General features: G+C 71.1%; 11 protein-coding genes. All 11 read right to left on the bottom strand.

Translation table 11 applies throughout. From position 1 onward, the window contains the following. Nucleotide 1: 1 nt before the first annotated feature. Entirely contained in the window at nt 2–1,255 is a 1,254-nt protein-coding gene (locus tag ACIRHA_RS08045) for an O-antigen ligase domain-containing protein (protein ID WP_403841281.1), read from the bottom strand. A 1-nt stretch (nt 1,256) separates the two neighbouring features. Next, the gene (locus ACIRHA_RS08040; RefSeq protein WP_403841279.1) at nt 1,257–2,795 is read right to left on the bottom strand and encodes a right-handed parallel beta-helix repeat-containing protein; all 1,539 of its coding nucleotides are present in this window, start codon (nt 2,793–2,795) and stop codon (nt 1,257–1,259) included. Between the two features lie 15 nt (nt 2,796–2,810). Beyond that, nucleotides 2,811–4,748, bottom strand: a complete 1,938-nt coding sequence (locus ACIRHA_RS08035) for an alginate lyase family protein (RefSeq protein ID WP_403841276.1) — start codon at nt 4,746–4,748, stop codon at nt 2,811–2,813. Next, nucleotides 4,745–6,916 (bottom strand): bi-domain-containing oxidoreductase, encoded by a 2,172-nt coding sequence (locus ACIRHA_RS08030; RefSeq protein ID WP_403841274.1) that lies wholly within the window; start codon nt 6,914–6,916, stop codon nt 4,745–4,747. The genes ACIRHA_RS08035 and ACIRHA_RS08030 overlap by 4 nt, the downstream gene beginning before the upstream one ends. A 19-nt stretch (nt 6,917–6,935) precedes the next feature. Next, nucleotides 6,936–8,870 (bottom strand): asparagine synthase (glutamine-hydrolyzing), encoded by a 1,935-nt coding sequence (gene asnB / locus ACIRHA_RS08025; protein WP_403841272.1) that lies wholly within the window; start codon nt 8,868–8,870, stop codon nt 6,936–6,938. Between the two features lie 4 nt (nt 8,871–8,874). Further along, a complete protein-coding gene (locus ACIRHA_RS08020) occupies nt 8,875–10,395 on the bottom strand; it encodes a Wzz/FepE/Etk N-terminal domain-containing protein (protein WP_403841270.1) in 1,521 nt (506 codons plus the stop codon). Then, complete coding sequence (locus ACIRHA_RS08015) at nt 10,392–11,762, bottom strand: Wzz/FepE/Etk N-terminal domain-containing protein (RefSeq protein WP_403841268.1); 1,371 nt, start codon at nt 11,760–11,762, stop codon at nt 10,392–10,394. The genes ACIRHA_RS08020 and ACIRHA_RS08015 overlap by 4 nt, the downstream gene beginning before the upstream one ends. Beyond that, nucleotides 11,759–13,006: a glycosyltransferase family 4 protein gene (locus ACIRHA_RS08010; protein WP_403841265.1), complete on the bottom strand. Its 1,248-nt coding sequence runs from the start codon at nt 13,004–13,006 to the stop codon at nt 11,759–11,761. The genes ACIRHA_RS08015 and ACIRHA_RS08010 overlap by 4 nt, the downstream gene beginning before the upstream one ends. Before the next feature lie 4 nt (nt 13,007–13,010). Beyond that, complete coding sequence (locus tag ACIRHA_RS08005) at nt 13,011–14,336, bottom strand: nucleotide sugar dehydrogenase (RefSeq protein WP_403841263.1); 1,326 nt, start codon at nt 14,334–14,336, stop codon at nt 13,011–13,013. Between the two features lie 70 nt (nt 14,337–14,406). Beyond that, a complete protein-coding gene (locus ACIRHA_RS08000) occupies nt 14,407–16,047 on the bottom strand; it encodes a sugar transferase (RefSeq protein ID WP_403841261.1) in 1,641 nt (546 codons plus the stop codon). A gap of 438 nt (nt 16,048–16,485) precedes the next feature. Continuing rightward, the gene (locus ACIRHA_RS07995) at nt 16,486–18,492 is read right to left on the bottom strand and encodes a beta-N-acetylglucosaminidase domain-containing protein (protein ID WP_403841259.1); all 2,007 of its coding nucleotides are present in this window, start codon (nt 18,490–18,492) and stop codon (nt 16,486–16,488) included. Nucleotides 18,493–18,585 lie beyond the last annotated feature (93 nt).

Raw genomic sequence — 18,585 nt, 5'->3', positions numbered from 1 at the left:
GTCAGCTCACCTCCCGTTCCCGGGCCCAGCGCGGGATACGTCGTCGGGGCTCCGTGGGCGTCGGGAGCGGTGCGGAATCGGCGGGCGCGGCCAACAGCGTGGCTGCCAGGGCGAGATGCAGCAGATACGGCGAGGCGTCGCCCAGGCCCGCCTCGGTGTACGACGAGAGCACGACGTAGCTGATCAGGAAGATCGCGCAGGCCCGCTGCAGCGACGGTGGCCGCAGCAGTGCGACGGCCAGGAGGACGAGGAGGACGGACGCGACGAGGGTGACACCGATCAGGCCCTGTTCGTTGTAGACGGCCAGCCAGCTGTTGTCGATCGGCAGCCCGCCGAACGACTTGTCACCGAGGCCCGTGCCGAAGAGCTGCTCGGCGCCCGTCCGGGGCGCCGCCAGGAGCGCATCCCAGACCTTGGCCCGGCCGGTGAGGCTGGTGAAGTACTCCTTGTTCTGGCCGCGCAGGAACCACGCCTGGACCGCGCCGGCGAAGCCCACCCCGGCCACCGTCACCACCAGCACCGACCAGCCGAAGAAGCGGCGGGCGGCGGCGCTGGTCAGCAGCAGCGAGCAGATCGCGACCGCGAGCCCGGCGAGCAGTCCGACCGTGGCCGTCCGGGTGTGGGTGAGCGCGAGCAGCACGAGGCACGGGACGATGACCACCGCCGCGCTCGTCCTGTCGATCCGGCGGCCGACGAGCAGCAGCACGGTGAGCCCGATGATCACCGCCGTGTACTGGCCGATCTGCGGCGGGGTCAGCGGCCACAGCGCGCCGACGAGCCGTCCGCCGTACAGCTCGGGCATGGCGGCGCCCGGGGAGATGGCCAGGCCCGCGACCACCGTCACCAGGATCCCGAAGTACATCCGGATGTGGTAGCGGACGAAGGTCAGGCTGCCGTCCCACCAGCAGCTCAGCAGCCACAGAGTGCCGATGAACAGCGCGAGGCGGCAGCAGCGGAACAGGCCGCCGGGGCCGATCCCCAGGCTGGAGATCACGCTGGGCACGAGCAGCAGGGTCAGCAGGAGCACGAAGGCGCTGGGCCGGATCCGCAGTCGCGTGTTGAGCGCGAGCGCCAGTGCGAAGGCGGCTACCAGCGAGCCCATGGTGACCAGCTGGATGACGGAGCGCGGCAGCGGGATGATGGTCTTCGCTCCGGCGGAGCCCATCGTGTTGATGCCGAGCAGCAGCCAGACGATACCGACGGCCTTCGGTGTGGCGAGCCTGTCCCGTGTGGTGAGCCTGTCCCGTTCCGCCATCTCAACCGCCCGCCTTCCGGCCGAAGGTGCTGCCCGCGTCCTGCTTGTACGGCGCCTCCTGCCAGTCCCCGCGGTCGACGACACGGCTCATGTCCTCGACGACGAAGCTCCACGGTCCGCGGTAGACGTTGTCGTGCCAGCGGTTGTCCTGCTTTTGGGCGATCGCCTTCGCGACCCGCGTGCCCTTGTAGGGCGACCACTTCGGATACGTGCCGTAGAGGGACAGGATCCCCATGCGGCCGCACCTGTCCTCCGTGCACTTGACGACGGAGGTGTCGAGGACGAAACGGTTGTCGTGGATGTCGACCCGCTGGGTCTTCCACCGGCAGTCGTCATAGAGCGGTGCCTTCGCGATCGCCGGCCGGGCGCAGCGCTTGACGTCCTTCACCAGCAGCGTGCACTCACCGGTCGAGGTGTTGGCCGGGCTGTTGCAGAACCGGTTGGCGTTCTCCCACAGGGTGATGCCGTTCCAGTTGTTCTCCATCAGGTTCCCGTAGATCTCGAGCTTGTCGGTGCGGGCCTTGACCCGTGGTTCGCCGCCCGCCTCGGAGACGTAGATGGTCCCGTACGGGAAGCTGTCGCCGCGCTCGGCCGGCTTGCCGCCGCTGATCCAGTTGTTGCGCCGGATCGTGTTGTTCCGGATGACCGCGTTGTAGCTGGTCTCGTACATCACCGCGGCGCCGTCGTTCTCCTCGATCAGGTTGTTCTCGATGAGGAAGTCGTTGTTGTTGTTGTCGGCCCACACGCCGACTCCGCGGTTGTCGTGCACCCAGTTGCCGCGGATGTCGGCGCCCTTGACGGCCCAGAACTTCATGCCCGCGGTGCAGCCGCAGCCAGGCTGCTTCTTCTCCCAGTCGTCGGTGTTGTTGCCGACGACCTCGTTGTCCTCGATCACGAGGCCGCGGGCCGTGTCACCGTCCTTGTAGCCGTTCACCCCGTACTGCCCGTTGTCGCGCAGGCAGTTGGAGCGGATCTTCTGGCGGTCGCCGGTCATCATCCCGGCGCCCGCGTTGCGCTGGATCGTCGCGTGCTCGATCACCCAGCCGTCGGCCGAGCCGGGGTTGACGACGCCCTCGTTCTGCTGCGGGACGAAGCGCTCCACCGTCAGAGAGCGGATGACGACGCCGCCGGCATGGCCGCCGAACGCGTACTGGTTGACCTTCCGGCCGTCCAGCACCGCACCGGGCGCGCCGATGTAGCGGTTCCCCTTCTTGGGGATGACCTGGGCGTAGCGCGCCGACTCGAGCCGGTGTTTGCCGGGGCGCAGCCAGAACGTGGTGCCCGCCGGATGGCTCTTGGTCTGCTCGGTCAGGTCGTTGACCTTCTTGGGGTCGACGGTGACCGCGCCCTTCGGTGCCTTCTTCGGGCCGCCCGACGGTTTGTCGCAGACGCGGGCCACGGCGGCCTTGGACCCCGACTTCGATGGCGATGCGGTCGCCTTGGCCCCGGCGTCCGTCGAACTCGTACAGCCCGTCGCCGCCAACAGGACGAGCGCCAGCGGTGCCGCCGGCCATGCCCAGTGCCGCCACTTGATACCCACGTCTCCCCTCCCCCCTCAGCCCAGGAACCTGAGCACGCTGGTGAACTCCCCCGCGCCATCGGCGGATCCGCTGCCGATCAGCGTGGTGGTGGGTTCCTTGCGGCCGAATCCGGCGGAGTACCAACCCAGTGGCGGCGCGGTCTCGCCGCGGTGTGCCTGCCAGGACAGCCGCTCGGGCAGGGCGAGTTCGGCCGAGCGGTCCTCGCCGTCGCGCGTCCAGGTCAGCAGGGCCCGGTTGCCCGACAGTTCGGCGGTGACCTCCGGTCCGAGGTGGAACGCCAGGCGCAGGTCGCGGCGCGGACCGGTCACCTCGTCGACGACCGTCAACGCCTCGCTCACTGTGTCCAGTTCGACCCGGCGGCGGTGCGCGGAGGGCCGGTAGCCGTCGTGTTCGGCGCGCCAGCGGTCCGGGCCCGCCTCCAGGACCTGGGTGCGCGCGCGGCGGACCCACAGGAACGGGCCGCCGGATTCGGACTGGTCGGCGCCGTCCAGTTCCAGGGTGTTGTGGCCGATGGTCGACCGGAAGTAGCGCCGCCACTCGGGCTGGCCGTGGTAGCAGTACGTCCCCGGGTCGGCCAGCACGTCGACCCCGTCGTGCCGGACCTCGACGGACAGCGCGTCCGCGTGGGCGTGCGCGGCGATGGACAGGAAGCCGTGCGGTCCGCCGTCGCAGCGGCACCAGATCTCGCCCGTCTCTCCTTGACCGCGCAGGATGGTGAGCCCCGCGTCCGCGAAGTGCGTCGGCCGGCCCGCCGGGCGCCGTACCGCGGGTGCGGCGGGCTTGATCAGCGCGGCGAGCAGCGGAGTCCGTACATCGGTGGAGGGTACCTGCGGCCACCAGTCGAGGCGGCCGAACACGGCGTCCCCGGTGGCGAGGAGGGAGCCCCAGCGGTCGGTGCCCGCGCCGTCCACCATCAGGCCGTGTCCGTCGTCCGCGTCCCCCTGCCGGGGCGGTCGCAGCCGCTTGTCGACGACGGCCGCGAGCGCGTCGGTCATCCGCAGCAGCACGATCCGTACGGTCGGGGGCAGCGGCACTCCGGCCGCGTCCGCCTCGGCGAGCGCCGCCAGGCCCAACTCCAGTACGAGGCCGTGGTATTCGGTGGCCAGTTCGCGGTTGAGACCGGAGTGGAAGGTGTTGCTGCGCAGGTGCCGCTCCAGCGACTTGAGTGCGCCCGACCGCCAACGCTCCGACGACGGGAACCAGTTGAACGCGCAGGACGCCGCGAACTGCCCGGCGGCCTCGGCGATGACGTGGTTGTTCGCCGAGGAACCCCGGCTGGGGAAGGCGGCGAGCCAGCGCTGGTGGTGCCAGATCTGGTGCACCGCCACCGGGTTGTCCTCGAACAGGTCGAGGACGCCCGGCCAGCCGTCGAGCAGCCGGCGGATCCACACCCAGGAGAGCAGCCGGATGCCCAGCTCGATGCCGCTGATCCAGTGCACGCCGCGCAGCGGCGGGTTGGCCGCCCACCACGAGCGCAGGTGCTCGGCCACGCGCTCGGCGTACCGGTCGTCGCCGGTGAGCGCGTAGGCGGCGGCGAGCCGCGTGAGGTACTGGTGGCGGGACGGCTCCCAGATCTGCTTGATGTCGCCGACCACGTCCTCGTCGCGGTACGGCACGCCGAAGGCGTAGCCGAAGGGGGCCCGGCGGCCGGTCTTCGGGTCGTACCACCAGTCCGGGTCGACCATGTCGTCGCGGACCACGCCGAAGAACTCGGCGTGCCCGTACATCAGCCGGTCCGCCTCCGCGACGAGGCGCTTCGCGGCGTCCGGCGGCACGGCGGCGAGCGCCCCTGAGGGCAGCACCGAGGTGAACCGGGCGCCGGTCACGCGCGGGGAGGTGGGCCGCGCGGAGCGCCAGCGCCGCCTGCGCGCCGCGTCGACCGCCCGGCCCGCGACCTCCTGCGGCCCCATCCGGGACAGGCGCCGCAGGTACCAGCCCGCGCTCATCGTCATCGCGGCCCCGCCAGGGTGACGGGCGCGCCGCCGGCCAGGCCCGCCTGCACGGCGAGGGTGGCCGCCGTCGTGGCGACGAGCGACTCCAGCGGTACGGGCATCGGGCCGCCGGTCCGCACGGCCCGGATGAACGAGGCCAGTTCGGCGTTCTGCCCCTTGTCGCGGGCTTTGGGGAGCCGCGAGCTGACCCATCGCTTGCTCCCGAACACCGACGCGCGCACGAAGTCGTCGAGCCGCAGGGCCCTGCCGTCCGCGACCAGGTCGAGCGTCTCCTTCGGGAAGGCAGCGGGCCCTGTGGTGACGTAGGCGATGGTGGCGGTGGAGCCGTCCGGGTAGCGCAGCACCACCTGGAGGTCCTCGTTGCCTGACGTGGCGGTCGCGTACACCGAGACCGGGTCGGCGTCGAGCAGCCAGCTGGCCGTGTCGATGAAGTGGCCGCCCTCGCCGGCGAACCGGGAGCCCTCGGTGCCCTGCCGGAGGTACCAGCTGCCGTGGTCGAGCCGGCCCGCGTTGACCAGGTAGCGCAGGTGCGCCGGTCCTGAGCGGGCTCCGAAGCGCTGCTTGGCCTCGCGCAGCAGTGGTGAGAAGCGGCGGTTGAAGCCCACCTGGAGGCGGTCGTTGCCGGATTCCTCCACCGTCGCGAGGACGCCCGCCAGCTCGTCCTCGCTGAGCGCGAGCGGCTTCTCCACGAACACGGACTTGCCCGCGAGCAGGGCCTGCCGGGTCAGGTCGGCGTGCGAGCTGTGCCGGGTGACCACGAAGACCGCGTCGATGGACTTGTCGCCGAGCACGGCGTCGAGGTCGGTGGTCGCATCGGCGAAGCCGAACTTGCGCTGCGCGTTGGCCGCGGACAGGGCCGTCGTGGTGACGACGGTCGCCAGCTCGACGCCCTCGCGTCCCGTCAGGTGCGGCAGGAGCATCGACGTCGCGTAGTTGCCCGCGCCGACGAACGCGAGGCGCACCGGCGTCCTGGCGGCCCGCACAGGACCCGTCCTGGCGCTCACAGCGGGCACGGTCACCGCGGGCGCCTCGGTCTCCACCGTCGGCTCCGGGTAGCGGAACAGTGCGGTGATGGCCTTGAGTTCGCCGTCCTTCAGGCGCTGGTACGTCTCGACGGCGTCGTCGAAGTCGGCGACGTGGGTGATCAGCGGCTCCACGTCGACGCTGCCGCGCGCGAGCAGATCGAGGAAGCACGCCAGGTTGCGGCGCTCGGTCCAGCGCACGTAGCCGATCGGGTAGTCGCGCCCCTCCAGCTCGTACGAGGGGTCGTAGCGTCCGGGGCCGTAGGAGCGGGAGAAGCGGACGTCGAGTTCCTTCTCGTAATACGCGTTCCAGGGCAGATCGAGGCGGCACTTGCCGATGTCGACGACGCGGCCGCGGTCCCGGCACAGCTTGGCGGCCAGCTCGACGGGCCCGTTGCTGGAGCCGCCTGCCGCCAGATACACCTGGTCCACGCCGTGGCCGTCGGTCAGTTCCGCGACGGCCGCCACCACGGCCGCGGACTCCGGGTGGCCGCAGGTCTCGGCGCCGCTCCCCTCGGCGAGTTCGCAGCGCGCCGGGTCGGGGTCGACGCCGACGACGCGGACGCCCGCGGCGGCGAGGAGCTGCACGACCAGCTGGCCGATCAGGCCGAGGCCGATGACGAGGGCCGACTCGCCCAGCTGCGGCTCGCCCTGGCGGACGCCCTGCAGGGCGATCGAGCCGACGGTACCGAAGGCGGCGTGCCGGGGTGCGAGGCCGTCCGGCACACGCGCGTAGAGGTTCTTCGGCACCCAGTTCAGCTCGGCGTGCAGCGCGTGCTCGTTGCCGGCGCACGCCACGAGGTCGCCGACCTTCACATCGTCGACGCCCGCGCCGACCTGCTCAACGGTCCCGCACAGCGAGTAGCCGAGCGGCGTGTAGGAGTCGAGCTTGCCCATCACCTTGCGGTAGGTGGCGGGCAGGCCATTGGTGGCCACGCTCTGCATGACCTTGCCGACCTGGTCGGGCCGTGAGCGGGCCTTGCCCAGCATCGACATGCCGGCCTCTGACACCTTCATCAGCTCGGTCCCGGTGGAGATCAGCGAGTAGCCGGTGCGCACGAGCACGCCGCCGGGCTTGCACCCGGGCACCGGCACGTCGAGCACCGCCAACTCGCCGCTCTTGTAGTTCTGAACAACTTGCTTCACGCGAACTCCTCTGAATTCCTCATCCGTTGACCGAAGTGCTCTTGTCGGACCCAGAGGTCGCGTCTCGATACCAGTACTCGAGAGTCAGTACGTGCCACAGATGCTTGGAGTGGTCGCTGTGCCCGGCGGCGTCCTCGGCGGCAAGCCGCCGCAACGCGTCCCGGCGCAGGAACCCGGACCTGACCAGCTCCCCGTCGTTGATCACCTCGCGCACGAGCGGTGCCAGGTCCCGGCTCATCCAGGCCCGCAGTGGGGCGCTGAACAGGCCCTTGGGCCGGTGGACGATCTCCTTCGGCAGGATCGAGGTGGCCGCCTCCTTGAGCACGGCCTTGCTCTGCCGTCCGACGATCTTGCGGTCGCCGGGGAAGGCGAACGCCGCCTTGACCACCTCGACGTCGACGTAGGGGACACGCACCTCGGTCGACGCGGCCATGCTCGACCGGTCGGTGTACGCGAGGTTGAGACCCGGCAGGAACATCCGGGCGTCGGCCAGGCACATACGGTTGACGAAGTCGTCGAGGTCGTTGTCCTCGTAGATGTCCGCGTGCTCGGTCAGCACGTCGTCGACCGCCGGGGCCAGGTCCGGGTTGAGCAGCGCGAGCAGCTCCTCCTGGTCGTACATGGTGTAGCTGCGCCGGAACGCGGTCTCCTCCGGCAGCTCGGCGAAGGACAGGAACCGTTTGGCGAAGCGCACCGAGCGCAACCCGCGCCGGGACGTGGCGACCGGGAGCCGGTCCACGGCCGCGGACACGCCGCGGCGCAGCGGCCGGGGCACGCGCTGGTAGCGCAGTGCGATCAGGTTGGCCAGGTGCTTGCGGTATCCGGCGAACAGTTCGTCGGCGCCCATCCCCGAGAGCATCACCTTGACGCCGGCCTCGCGGGCGGCCTGGCAGATCAGGTACGTGTTGATCGCGGCGGGGTCACCGATCGGCTCGTCCAGGGAGTACGTCATCTGCGGCAGCAGGTCAAGGACGTTCGGCGCGATCTCGATCTCGTGCAGGTCGACGCCGTAGCGCTGGGCGACCTGCCGGGCGTAGCGCAGATCGTCCGGCATCGCCTCGAACTTGGCGTCCTCGGCGCGGAATCCGATGGTGTAGGCGGAGATCCCCGGCTGTTGGCGGGCCGCGATGGCGGTCAGGTAGCTGGAGTCGAGGCCGCCGGAGAGGAAGGTCGCCACGGGCACGTCGGACATGAGGTGTCGCTTGGTCGACTCCTCGACAATGGCGGCCAGGTCCGGCTGTTCGCCGCTGCGGGCCCGCTCGCGGCCCTCGGCGGCGACGTCCTTCAGGTTCCAGTACCGGCCCCGCTCCACCCCTCCGTCGGGCCGGAATCTGATCCAGCTGCCCGGCGGGAGCTTCTCCGCCTCCCGGTATGCGCAGCGCGAGTCCGGCACCCAGTAGTAGAGCAGCGAGGCCACCAGCGCCGCGTTGTCCACTTCCAGCTTTCCGCCGGTGGCGGTGGCGAGCGCCTTGAGCTCCGAGGCGAACACCAGGCCCCCGCCGCGCCGCAGCAGGAACAGCGGTTTGATGCCCAACTGGTCCCGGGCGAGCACCAGTTCGCCGGTGCGCTCGTCGAAGATCCCGAACGCGAACATGCCGCGAAGCCGGGGCAGGCAGTCCGTGCCCCAGCGCCGCCAGGCCTCAAGGAGCACCTCGGTGTCGGAGGTGCCGCGGAAGCGCGCCCCGCCGGCCTCCAGTTCGGCGCGCAGTTCGGGTGCGTTGTACAGCTCGCCGTTGTAGGTCAGGGCGAGGCCGTCCGAGACCATCGGCTGGGCGCCGGTCTCGGACAGGTCGATGATGGAAAGACGGCGGTGCCCGAGCTGCACTTCGCCGTCACCGACGGGGTGGCCGTAACGGCCGGCCCCGTCGGGTCCGCGGTGGGCCAGGGTGTCGGTGAGCCGGTCGGTCACGACCTTCCCGTCCGGCCACCGATAGGTGCCTGCGATGCCACACATGTGCTTACCGAGCCTCCTGGTCGTTGTCCGCGCCCCGTGCGGCCCACGCGGGCTTGCGCTCCGTGCGCCGCGGCGCCGACCCGTTCTGCCGGGCCGAGCGTTCGCCGCGGCCGCGCAGCGCGGTGTGCAGGCCGTCCCAGAGCGTGCCGTCGGTGCGGTCGCGCGGGTCGGGGTCGATCAGCACCACACCGATCACCGGGATGCGCTGCTCGGCGAGTTGGCGCGCCACGGTGTGCAGCCATGCGGCGCTCCCGTACCCGGCCCGTACGACGAGCACGGTCTGGGTGCCGAGGTGCTGGAGGTCGGTCCACGCCGTACCGGGCGCCACGGAGCCGACGCCGATCCGGCGGTCCTGGGGCGACAGGGCCGCGGCGTGCTCGGCGCCGACGACCTTGGGCCCGCCCGGCTGCGGTCGGTGGTCGGCGAGCTGCGGTCCCGGCAGTCCGTCGATGACGGCCACCGGGCCCTCCGCCGTCAGGGCCCCCGCGAGGTCCAGGGCGATCCCGCTCGTGCTCTGCGCGCAGCCCAGTTCGAGCAGCGACAGCGGTTCCGGGGAGCCGTGCAGCGTGCGGGCCAGGGTCGCGGTGAGGCGTTCGCGGGTCGCCCGTGTCGCCCTGCGCCGCCAGGGCCTGCCGGAGCGCCGGGGCAGCTCCGCGATGACGGAGGCGCCCAGGTTCGCCGAGATGTCGCGGCGCAGTACGGGGCGGTCGGCGACCACCGCGCCGACCGCGGACAGGGCGAGTCCGAGGACCAGGCCGAGGGCGAGGCCGATCCCGGCGTTGGTCGCGGCCGCCTTGGGCAGCGAGTGCCGCACCGCGCGCGGGGCGTCGACGATCTGCGTACCGGCGACGACCTTGGGTGTGCCGGTGCGTGCCTCCGCGGCGCGCTGGTCGAAGTCGGCGATCCGTGAGTTGAGTTCGGCCCTTCGGGAGAAGAGCGACTCGGTGGTGGCCGACGACTGCGGGTTGCTGCCGGGCGACTGGTCGCCGATCTCCTTGTTGACCCGGGCGAGCTCCTCGCGCATCCGGTCGCGCTGGTCGAGCAGGGCCTGGGACTCGGCCTTCGCCGCCGCCCGCATCCGGCGTACATGGTCGGCGATGAACGCGTCGGCGAGCGCCTTGGCGCGGTCCACCGCCAGCGCCTCGCTGGCGGCCGTCACATCGATCTGCAGCACGTTGTTGGTCAGGCCGGTGCCCCGGTAGTCCCGCATGAAGTCCTCGGGATGCTCCTGTGACTTGAGGGTCTGCAGGGCGTCCTTGGCGATGCGTGTGGTCCCCAGCACCTCGATGTCGGTGCGCATCAGTGTTCCTGTGTCGTTCGGCTGGTCCTCCGCGTGCGCCACCAACACCTTGGTGACCGCGCCCGGCGGCGGCGGCATCAGGACCGCCACCGCCGCGCCGACGATCAGCCCGAGCAGCGCCAGGGCGCCCCACAGGCGGCGGCGCCTGCGCACCGCGACGACCAGCGAGTGCAGGTCGAGCAGCGGGGTGCCCGCCGCCGAATCCGAGTTCCTGTTCGTCGTCACGCCGAGCCTCCCGTCGCGTGGCCGCGCACCGCGAGCGCGGGAGTGGCATGGTCCGGCGGCGGGTCGGCGGAGCCGGCCGGGCGGGCCCTGACCGGTCCCGCCACGACGATGCCGACGATCTCGTGCCTGCCGTCCGCGCACGCCTCGGCGATGCCGGCGAGCTCTTCGGCGGTCCAGCTCCCGGCACTGAGGACGACCACGGCGCCCGCCTCGGTGCCGCGGTCCGGCACGATCGGCCGGTCCACCGGGACCACGACCACGCGCAGCACCGGGTCGCCCTTGGCCTCGGCGACGAGCTGCCCCGCGGCCCGCAGGGCGAGTTCGTCACCGTCCGGGACGACGACCAACAGGCGCCGGGGCGCCGGGAGTTGGGTGCGGATGCGAGCGCACACCCGCCGGTAGCGGGTGCGCCGCGCGGCCTCGTCGCCGGACCGCTGCGGGGCCGGCACGTCCCAGCGGGTGTCGGTGCCGAGGAGCCGGTGCAGTCCGGCCCGCGGGCCGCCGCTTCCTCGGGCCCCCTGCGCCCGCTGCTCCCCGGGCACGTCGACGGCCCCGAGGAGCGTCGAGCCGAGCGCGGAAGCGATCTCCTGCTCGGTGCGCAGCCGGCGGTTGATCCGGGCGGCGGTGAGATGGCCGATGACCGAGAGCAGGAAGAACAGCAGCGCCCCGGCGACGATGAGTTGCGTCCTCGTCGGCGGCGACTGGCCGACCGGCCGGGCGGCCGGGCCCATGACGACCATGCTCGCCTTGTCGGTCGCCGGGTCGGCCTCCTCCAGCTTCTTCATGGCCGCCTCCAGCGAGTTGCGCAGGTTCTCCAGCGCGGTGCGGGCCTGTACGCCTTCGACCGTCCGGCCCCGGTCGGCCCCCTTCGCCAGCTCGGTGATCCGGCGGTTGGTCTCCTGCACCTTCTTGCGCAGCGCCTCGGGTCCCGCGGCCGCGCCGGCGTCGGTGGCGCCGCCCGCGATCCGCGTGGAGAACGCGACGAACTGCTGGGCCACCCGGTCGGTGAGCCGCTGCGCACGCTCCGGGCTCTCGGCCGTGCCCGAGATCGTGATGATGTTGCCGTCGGCGGCCTTGGCGGCCACCCGGCCGCGCAGGTCGCTGCCGTTGACGCCCGCCCAGTCGAGCTTGGCGGCCGCGCGGTCGACCACCGACGAACTCGTGGCGATGTCCACCTGGGTGAGCAGCTCGCGCTCCTCCCACTGGCCCGGCAGCAGCACCGATGCCGACGCCGTGTACTTCGGTGGGAACACCACGGAGATGCCGTAGCCGACGAGTGCGCCCACCACGGTGAGGGCGGCGAGCAGCCGCCACCTTCTACGGAGAATCCGGCCGATCGTGACCAGGCGGATCGTGTCCTCGCTCAACGACGCCGCCTCCTCCTCGCCTGGGCGGGTGCGCGCTTGGCCACCGCGGCGGCGTAGGCGGCGAGCAGCGACTCCTGCGAGTTCCGCCAGGACAGCGGGCCGCCGATCCGCTCCTGGCCGAGCTTGCCCATCCGGGCCCGCTGCTCCGGGTCGTCAAGCAGCCGAGCGATGAGACCGGCGAATTCGGCCTCGTCGTTGGCACGCGCGTAGACAGCCGCTTCACCTGCGGAGACGCGAGCCTCTCTCAGGTCGAACGAGACGATGGGCCGGCCCATGGCCATGTACTCCAGGACCTTGTTCATGGTCGACACGTCGTTGAGCGGGTTGCGCGGGTCGGGCGAGAGGCAGACGTCCGCGGTGGACAGGTAGCGCACCAGATCGGCGTCCGGAATGCGCCCGGTGAACTCCACCTGGTCGCCGAGCCCGAGCTCCTGGGACAGCTCAACCATCGCGTCGAAGGCGTCGCCGGAGCCGACGAACACCGCGTGCCAGTCGCTCCGCCCCAGCCCGTCGCGCAGCTTGGCGAGGGACCGCAGCGCGTAGTCGACGCCGTCCTGGGGTCCCATCACGCCGAGGTAGCACAGCAGATGGGGCTTGCCGCGCTTCAACTCCGGCTCGGGCGGCACGGGTTGGAAGCGGTCGACCTGGGGCGCGCTGCGCACCACGAAGACGTCCTCCGGCCGCTTGCCGCCGCGGCCGAGTGCGACGTCCCGGTAGCTCTCGTTCGTGGCGAGTACGACGTCCGCGGCCCGGTAGGTGCTGCGTTCGAGCGCGCACACGGCACGGTGGAGCAGGTCCTCGCCGCGGTCGAACCGCGAGAGGTACAGCTCGGGCACCAGGTCGTGCTGGTCGAAGACGAACTGCGCGCCGCGCCGCCGCAGCCAACGGGCCGCCAGGAACAGCAGGTCCGGCGGGTTGCAGGCGTGGACGACGTGGACCGGTCCCACCTTGCGGGCGAGCCGGGCCGTGTGCCACAGCGCCGACCCGTACTCCCGCAGGTAGCCGGCCGGTCCCCCGGTGGCGGCGCGCAGCGGGTAGCGGTGGATCCGCACCCCGTCGATCACCGTCTCGGGTTCGGTGTCCCGCTTCGTGCCCTGCGGGCAGATGACGTGCACCGTCCAGCCCGCGTCGCGCAGGGTCGTGCACTCCTGCCACACCCGCCGGTCGAAGGGCACCGACAGGTTCTCCACCAGAACCAGCGCGCGCCGGTCCGGCCCGCCACCGCGGGTTGTCTCTTCGTTCATCGCGTCACCAAGCAAGGCCCATGTACCCCGGTTCGGCCCGGCGCGCTTCGGCGTCGGGAAGGCGGACGAGATCGACGATCGCCGGGCCACCTCTGAGCGGCAGCGCCGACAGGACGGTCTGGTCTCTGGTGCCGACGACGCACACGTCCGCGTGGTCGAGCACCTCGTCGACGGAGTCCGCGAGCAGCTGCGCGAGGTGCGGGAGCCGGCCCTCGATGTACTCGCGGTTCGCGCCCATCAGCCGGGACAGGCTCACGTTGGCGTCGTAGATCTTGAGGTCGTATCCCTTGCCGTACAGCCGCTCGGCCAGTTCGACGAGCGGGCTCTCACGCAGGTCGTCGGTGCCGGGCTTGAAGGACAGGCCGAACAGGCCGACCTTGCGCTTGCCGGTGCGCTCGACGAGCTCCACCGCGCGCTGCAGATGGTCGGCGTTGGACGCCAGTATGTGGGACAGGATCGGCACGGAGACGTCGGCCCGCCGCGCCGCGTGCACGAGGCTGCGCAGGTCCTTGGGCAGGCAGGAGCCGCCGAAGGCGAAGCCGGGCCGCAGGTAGGCGGGGCTGATGTTGAGCTTGCGGTCGGCCAGGAAGACGTCCATCACCTGGTGCGAGTCCACGCCCAACGCCTGGCAGACGGCGCCCAGTTCGTTCGCGAAGCCGATCTTGAGACCGTGGAACGAGTTGTCCGCGTACTTGATCGCCTCGGCGACCGGCACCGGCACCCGGAACACCTCACCGGGCAGCCCCTCGTACAGCTGGGCCACGATGTCGCCGCTGGCCTGGTCGAGCTGGCCGATGACGGTCTTGGGCGGGTCGAAGAAGTCCCGCACGCTCGTGCCCTCGCGCAGGAACTCCGGGTTGACCGCGACGCCGAAGTCGACGCCCGCCGTGCCGCCGAGGCTCTTCTCCAGGATCGGCACCAGCAGGTTCAGGCAGGTGCCCGGGAGCATGGTGCTGCGGAAGACGACCGTGTGCCGGCCGCCCTTGTCCCCGCGTTCGGCAAGCGCGGCGCCGATCTGCTCGGTGACCCGCTCCAAGTACGTCGTGCACAGGCCGCCGTTGGGCTCCGACGGCGTACCGACGCAGATCAGCGACACCTCGCTGTCCATGTTCGCCTCACGGACGTCGCGGGTGGCGCGCAGGGCCCCGGTCCGCACGACCTCGGCTGTGAGCTCGCCGATCCGCTCCTCGACCACGGGAGCCCTGCCGCTGTTGACCAGGTCCACCTTCGCCTGGTTCACGTCCACGCCGATGACCTCGTGGCCCTGTCCTGCCAGGCAGGCCGCCGACACGCAGCCGACGTAGCCGAGCCCTAAGACGCTGATCCTCATGACCGTTCCTCCCCCCAGAGCAGACCCTTGTGGCCTGCCGTTCCTACGCCGACGGATCGGCGCCCCCGCTTCAGTACGCCCCTTGTCCGTGGAGCACGGCCCGCAGCGTCTTCCACAAGATCACCGTGTCCAGGGCGAGCGACCAGTCCTCGACGTAGCGCAGGTCGAGGCGGACCGCCTCCTCCCACGGCAGGTCGCTGCGCCCGCTGATCTGCCACAGCCCGGTCAGGCCGGGCTTGACCAGCAGCCGCCGCCGGATGTCCGGGCCGTACGCCGCGGACTCCTCCGGCAGCGGAGGCCGCGGGCCGACGAGCGACATCGATCCGGTCAACACGTTGAAAAGCTGCGGGAGTTCGTCGAGCGAGTAGCGGCGCAACACGTGCCCCACCCGGGTCACCCGCGGATCCCGCCGGAGCTTGAACAGCAGCCCCGCGCCCTCGTTCCGGTCGGCGAGACCGGCCCGCTTCCCATGGGCTCCCGAGACCATCGTGCGGAACTTGACGATGGTGAACTCGCGGCCGTCCTTGCCCACCCTGCGCTGCCGGTAGAACACCCCGCCACGCGTGTCCGCCAGGACGAACAGGCCGACGAGCACCATCAGCGGCGCGAACAGCAGGATCAGGAACAGCGCGCCCAGCCGGTCGACGATCTCCTTTATCGCCCGGCGCCCCCCGGTGAACGCCGGCATGCTGACCCGCAGCAGCGGTATCCCCAGCACCGCGTCCACGTGCAGTCGCGGTCCCGCGACCTCCATCAGCACGGGAGCCACGACCATTTCGGCGTCGCTGCCCTCGAGGTTCCAGGCGAGGCGCTGCAACCGGTCCGGTGTCCAGTGCGGATCCGGGGTGACCGCGACGACCCGGTAGCCGTCGCGCGTGACGTGGCTCGCGACGTCCGTCAGGGGCCCGACGACCGGCACCCCGTCCATCTGGTCGCCTTCGAGACCGTGCCCGTCCGCCGTGCAGACCGCCTCGACCTGCCAGCCGATGTGCGGAAATTTGCGGGTTCTGCTGATCAGGTCGCGCACGGTGGCCGGGCTCCCCGCGGCCAGCACCGGACGCAGACAACGTCCCTCCTTGCGCTGTCTGTGCAGCCACAGGCGCAGCAGATAGCGCGCGGTCATGGTGACGAGCGCGATCGCGGGGATCGCGACGAATATCCAGAGCTTGATGTTGCGCGAGGTGAGGGCGATCCCGCCGAGCGCCAGGACGACGGTCGCCGCGAACAGCGATCGTCCCAGCCGGCGGAATTCCTCGGCGCCCTGACCGAGCACGGCCGGAGACCACGAGCGGCTCACCGCCAGCGCTCCCAGCACCAGTAACTCGGTGCCGAAGGCGAGGATCTTCCACTTCTCGTGCCAGTTCGCCGCGTCCCTGACTCCGAAGAAGCCGCCGAAAGCGGCCACGACGACGGCGGTGGCCACCGTATCGCTGATGATCACGATGCGGCGGTAGCGCTGCTCCCAGTCGCTCGCGGGCCTACGAAGCGCCCCGTTCACCGGTTGTCCGCGGACCGGCGGGAACGGGCTGTCCCATTCCCCCTGTTGTACAACCCCGTCCGAGTCGCCAGCGGGTTCGACGTGCTCGCCCAACACGGTTACTCCCCCCTCGGGAGGCCGCCGCCCCCCGTGCTGTTTCCCCTCCCCGGGAGGCCCCCCGCCCCCCGTACCGCACTGCTCCTCCCCCTCGGGAGGCCCCCGCCTCCCGTGCATGACGTGCCGGTTGATTCAGCGCCGCGCGGGCAATCCGCTCAGTCGGTGGCGGACTTGAACGCGCAGGCCGGGGTCCGAAGGCCGATGCGCCCCGGTTTCCCTCGACTCCTCGGGCGCTCCCCGCACCCCAGGCCCCCTGTCGGACACCACGAAACGATCACCCCCCGTTCGATTTTGGTGCGGCCGCGGTCGGTCGCGTGCCACACCGGCCCCCATAGATCGTCATTTTTCGCCCAGTGTCCCGGCATGTGAAGCACGGTCAATCTAGACCATTGAGGCCTCCCATAGAGAGTCATGTGTGGAATTTGTGGTCAAGGTTTGAAGTTGCCTACACGATCAGCCAATTTCGGCCGGATGCCGCCCCTCCGCCCTGGAACGGCACCCGGACACGACAACGCCCGCCCCGGTCAGGTACCGGGGCGGGCGTCAGCGGGGTCGTTACATCTGGGGCGCCTGCTCAATGAAGGTGTCCAGCACCCCGTCGGCCACCTTGATCGGGCCCTGCGGGCGGGTGGTGCCGGGGATGGTGGTGATGGCTGAGGCCTGCTTCGCCAGGTCCGCCGCCTTCGCGAAGTCGGCTTCCCCGTCACCGGAGTTGAGCTGGGCACGCAGCCCGTCCAGGGTGGCGTTCAGGGATCCGCCCCACAGGTCGAGGGCGTCGAGCCACGGCTTCGTCTGCGCCAGGAAGGCCTGGTCCCGCATTCCGGCGCGAATCCGCTCCGGCGCCCCGGCGAGCACGTCGGCGTAGGCCGAAAGCTTGCGCAGGGCGGCCTGCCGCTCGGCCCTCGATCCGCCGTCCCATGCCGTACGGAACTCCGCGATCCGCGAGGCGAGTTCGGGCGCCTGCGGCTGCCAGTTCGTGTCGCCGAAGGTCGGAGCGAGGTGCTGGGTGTCGAAGAAGGCCAGCAGGGCCCGCGCGGTCACCCGGTCGCCGCCCGCCAGGTAGTCGGCGGACGCGCGCCAGGTGCGGTCGGGATCGTAGTCCTCGTCGTTCCAGGCGAACGACGCGCCGCCGAAGAGCGCGACCTTGCTCGGTGCCGCCTGGTTCATCGGGTTGAGCACGATGCCGCTCAACTCCTTGTGCAGACCGGCTTCCCGCTTGTCGTAGGGGGCCATCAGGAGCCGTCCCGCGGTCTGCCCGTAGTCGTTGACCGGATAGTTGTCCCAGAGGAACACCTTGCGTCCCCACACCGTGGACGCGGCCTTGGCGTCCGCGAGGCTGACGGCGGGCGGCACGACGTCGGTGCCGGTCCACTGCACGACGACCTTCGGGTCCAACTTCTCGCGCAGCACCGACTTGTACGCGGAGTCCGCCGTGTCGGAGTACTCGGTGGGCACGAACTGGAGCGGCTTGGCGCCCTCGTGGGTGTCGATGAAGTCCTGCTGCACCGCGTTGAGCAGATCGGTCTGCGCCTGCCCTGCGGCGGCCCGGCCCGGCGCCCCGTACTTCGCCTGGTCGGCGTCGCAGTTCCACTTGGTGTAGCTGATGTCGTCGAGGGCCACGTAGAAGCTGCGGGCGCCCTGGTCGTACAGCGAACCCAGCTTCTCCTTCAGGGCCTTCACGTCGTCGGGGTCGCTGTAACAGACGGACAGACCCGGGGAGAGCGCGTACGTGAAGTCCACATGGTGACTGGCGGCCTTCTCGATCAGCTCGCGCAGGTCCGCGAGCTTGTCGGCGGGGTAGGGGGTCCGCCACTTCTCCCGCAGGTACGTGTCGTCCTTCGGCGTGTAGATGTACGTGTTCGCCTTGACGTCGCCGTAGAACGCGAGTTGGTCGACGCGGTCGCTGTGCGACCAGGGCGCGCCGTAGAAGCCCTCGATGCTGCCGCGCAGCGGCATGCTCGGGTAGTCGGTGATCGAGACGGCCGCGATGCCGTGCGCCCCGGTCACCAGCTGACGCAGCGTCTGGGCGGCGTAGTAGACACCGTCACCGTCGTTGCCCGCGAGGACAACGATGTCAGAAGCGCCGCCGCCTCGGGATGCGAGGGAGTAGCCCTCCGGCTTCAGGGTGTCGGGAACGGTACCGCCGGCGGCCTTGAGAGCGACGGCCACCGCCGTGTCCTTGATGGACCCGGCCACAACGGTCAACACACCGGGCCCCGGTGCCTTCTTGGCCGCGTCACCGGCCTTGATGGTGTCGACGGATCGGGCCCCGGCCGCGCCAAGGGCCCGCTTGATGACCTCGACGCTAGACGCGTCGACGCCGTCACCGAGGACGAGGCGCACCCGGCCGGGCACCCGCAGATCGGCGCCCGCCGATCTCATGTCCTGCGGGGTGGGCGTGACGACGGGCGACTTCGCCGCCGGACCGGCACCGACCGCGGCCGGCGCACCGTCGAGCGCCTGGGCGGGCACGGCGACCGTGCCCAGGGTCAGCAGGAGCGCGGCACCGGCGAGCACGGGGCGGGAAACACGGGGAAGACGGGGCGAGTGATGCTCAGGCATACGGGACACTGCACCTCCACGGAAGCGGACCCTCATCTTCAGACGAGGGAGCGTGGTCTAAACCACCACCCATCCAAGGCGGTGTCAAGATCC

This window comes from Streptomyces sp. NPDC102360, from assembly GCF_044766085.1.
Taxonomy (GTDB): Bacteria; Actinomycetota; Actinomycetes; order Streptomycetales; family Streptomycetaceae; genus Streptomyces.
This window is presented reverse-complemented; position numbering and strand designations above follow the sequence as displayed.

What these genes read in the sequence shown, in the direction of transcription:
- ACIRHA_RS08045 (WP_403841281.1), bottom strand. Translation starts at nt 1,255, where the DNA reads ATGGCGGAACGGGACAGGCTCACCACACGGGACAGGCTCGCCACACCG.
- ACIRHA_RS08035 (WP_403841276.1), bottom strand. Translation starts at nt 4,748, where the DNA reads ATGACGATGAGCGCGGGCTGGTACCTGCGGCGCCTGTCCCGGATGGGG.
- asnB (WP_403841272.1), bottom strand. Translation starts at nt 8,870, where the DNA reads ATGTGTGGCATCGCAGGCACCTATCGGTGGCCGGACGGGAAGGTCGTG.
- ACIRHA_RS08010 (WP_403841265.1), bottom strand. Translation starts at nt 13,006, where the DNA reads ATGAACGAAGAGACAACCCGCGGTGGCGGGCCGGACCGGCGCGCGCTG.
- ACIRHA_RS08005 (WP_403841263.1), bottom strand. Translation starts at nt 14,336, where the DNA reads ATGAGGATCAGCGTCTTAGGGCTCGGCTACGTCGGCTGCGTGTCGGCG.
- ACIRHA_RS08000 (WP_403841261.1), bottom strand. Translation starts at nt 16,047, where the DNA reads ATGCACGGGAGGCGGGGGCCTCCCGAGGGGGAGGAGCAGTGCGGTACG.
- ACIRHA_RS07995 (WP_403841259.1), bottom strand. Translation starts at nt 18,492, where the DNA reads ATGCCTGAGCATCACTCGCCCCGTCTTCCCCGTGTTTCCCGCCCCGTG.